The sequence below is a fragment of the Micrococcus sp. CS26 genome (assembly GCF_055522295.1).
In genome coordinates this window covers 1-2883 of the sequence record NZ_JBVFVY010000047.1, presented here as the reverse complement: position 1 = coordinate 2883, position 2883 = coordinate 1, and the positions used below count along the sequence as shown (strand labels likewise).

At 62.5% G+C, this 2883-nt stretch carries 2 protein-coding genes; both read left to right on the top strand.

The genetic code is table 11. The features are described 5' to 3' along the window. The first annotated feature begins 38 nt into the window (after window positions 1-38). Window positions 39-1808, top strand: coding sequence for an ATP-dependent nuclease (locus tag ACZ1IK_RS11095; RefSeq protein WP_060973737.1), 1770 nt, complete (start codon window positions 39-41; stop codon window positions 1806-1808). After that, window positions 1801-2451 (top strand): UvrD-helicase domain-containing protein, encoded by a 651-nt coding sequence (locus ACZ1IK_RS11090; RefSeq protein WP_081097721.1) that lies wholly within the window; start codon window positions 1801-1803, stop codon window positions 2449-2451. Before ACZ1IK_RS11095 ends, ACZ1IK_RS11090 begins: the two co-directional genes overlap by 8 nt. The last annotated feature ends 432 nt before the right edge of the window (window positions 2452-2883 follow it).

The following is a 2883-nucleotide window of genomic DNA, read 5'->3' as shown; positions in this document are numbered from 1 at the left end:
TATCAGGGCCGTATCGGATCTAACAGCGAGGTGACCCCATGATGCTCCGCCGACTCCGGATTGAGCACTTCCGTGGCATTGAATCCGCGAACTGGGCGATCCACCAGCGATTGATCAGTTTGGTGGGAGCTGGCGACAGCACCAAGACCACATTGTTGGACGCGATCGGGCTGGTACTCAGCCCGAACTACAGCCCGCAGTTCACGGATGCCGATTTCTTCGACCTTGACCTAACCAAGAACATCGTCATCGAGGCAACGATCACGAACCTCCCGGACAATCTCGTCAAGGAGAGCCAGCTTGGCAAAGACCGCTCAGGCATCCTGCCGGGCGGCACTCTCGTCCACGACCCTGTCGAGGAGGCCGATGAGTGCCTCGTCGTCAGGCTGACCGTGACCCCAGAACTCGATCCGACGTGGGAGGTCGTGCGCCCCGACTCTGAAGACGCCCGCCCGATTTCCGCCAGCCAACGTCGCCAGCTCGGCTTCTTCCGCCTGGGTGAACGGGCCGACCTCCACCTTCGCTGGGCGCGCGGATCGGCCCTGTCTGGCCTGACCGATGGTAGCGATGGGGCTTCGTCTGTCGTTCTCGATGCCCACCGTGAAGCGCGGAGAGCAGTCTTCGACGCCCAGTCGAGCGCCCTACATGATGCAGCTTCCAAAGTTCAGCGGTCGGCCGGGAACTTCGGTGCAGGGAAATTTGATGAGCTGCGGCCTGGTCTCGAGCCAGGCTCGGCCACCTCCACACATTCGCTGATGCTTCATGACGGTGACGTGCCTCTGTCGAGCCTCGGGCTCGGCACGCGCCGGCTAACAAGCTTGTCGATCCAGGATCAGGCGATGGACGACGGCTCGATCATTGCCATCGACGAGGTCGAACACGGGCTCGAGCCGCACCGACTGGCGCAAGTCCTCCACCACCTCAAGAAGCGAACTGAAGGGGGCAACCTGCAAGTCATTATGACCACCCACTCTCCCATCGCGGTGAAGACGCTGAGCGCCGTCGATCTCGTCGTAGTCCGCGCGGATGGAACTGGCGTGACCACCTGCCAGCCGGTTCCTGAAGACCTCGACAACGTGCAGGGCACGTTCCGTATTGCCCCAGAGGCGCTCCTTGGCCGTCGCGTACTTGTCGGAGAGGGTGCGACCGAGGTGGGTTTCCTGCGCGGCCTGCTTCGTCACTGGGACGCCCAGCGGATCGCCGCTGAGCAGCCTGGTGCTGCTTCGCTTGGCGTCGTGTTGGTGAATGGAGGGGGAGGGACCCAGTCGACCAAGCGAGCCCAGCACTTCCAGCAGCTCGGCTACCCAGCCTGCCTGCTAGTGGATAATGACGACCGCGCTATTGACAAATCGGTGAGGCAGGCAATGGACTCCGGCGTAAGCGTATACCGCTGGGGTCCGGGCAATGCGATCGAAGATGAGATCATTCAGACTCTCGGCGCCAAGGGGCTGCAGGCACTCGTTGACCTAGCCGTAGAGATCAGGGGTGAGCATTCCATTCGAGCTAATGTCGGCGCAAGTCTGAACAACGATCAGCTGACTGGAACCGACTTCGCTTCATGGCAGGCACAGGCCGGTGTCAATGAAACCGAGATCCGCGGTGCCATCGCGGCCGCGGCGACTGCCAGGGATAAGGAGTGGTTCAAGCGCGAAGATAGAGGCGAAGAACTTGCCGAGGTCGTCATCAGGCACTGGGCTGATTTGGACAGCACCCACTTGATGAAGGTGATCGACGATCTGCAGACCTTCGCTTACGCCGCGGAATCCGAGCCGCCAGCGGAGTCTTCGGAGGGGTCCTTCGATGGTTGAGGACCCTCCCATCTCGAAAGCAGTCGAAGTTGTACTCAGGGCACTACCCTGTTCGGTGGCTCTTCCCGCCGGTGCTGGGAAGACCGAGCTGATCGCGGCCAGTGTGGCAAAAGCTACCCAGCAAGGCGGGACATGCCTCGTGTTGACGCATACGCATGCTGGTGTGGACGCCCTTCGCCGCCGCATGAAAAAGTTTGGCGTTGCCAGCGACCAAGTCGTCGTGCGCACAATCGATTCATGGTCGTATGACCTGATTGCCCACTTCCCGAGTCTCGCGGGGCTCGACGTGTCCGGTGGTCCCGACTGGAGCAAGTCTGCCGAATACCATCGCGCAGCGGCGCGGACAGCCACCAGCAGGGCAGTGGGGAAGATGCTCAAAGTCAGCTATACCCACCTGTTCATCGACGAGTATCAGGACTGTCTTGTCGATCAACACGAGCTGGTGCTCGCCCTGGCCATGACGGTCCCCACTGCGGTGTTCGGTGACCCACTACAGAGCCTGTTCAACTTCAGTAATAATCGAAGGGTTGTTGGTTCGAATCCAACCGGGGGAGCCGAGCAGAGGCCCCTGCACCGACCAGATCGGTGCGGGGGCTTCTTCGTGCCTGGAGGACGACGGAGCCTCGAATGTGTCTGGCAATGAATCCAGGGGCCAGCTGACGCCCTGGATCGCATCTCTCGTATCCAGGCGCTCTCCGACGCCCATGGGGAGCCGCCGACCACTTCGATGCACCCGGCCTGGCCCGGCCCGGCCCGGGCCAGCCGGCAGGGCCGGCCGTTCGCCGATGTCCGGGCGATGATCGAGGCGACCATCTACCCGCATCGGCACGAGATTCCGTAGCGGGATATGCCCGAGGTCTACGGGCCCTGGCAGACCGCGCTGACCTGGTGCTGGCGGATGGCAGCTGCGGGCACCTGGCATGAGGTGCTAGCAACATTGGCGGCCGCCAGCGACGCCCAGGGCCTCATCGATGGATCGGTCCGGACTGGACTCCGCGATCGCCCACGCTCATCAGCACGCCACGGACATTGCCCGCCATGCAGGGGATGGATCGAACTACGGGAATCTGCGGGG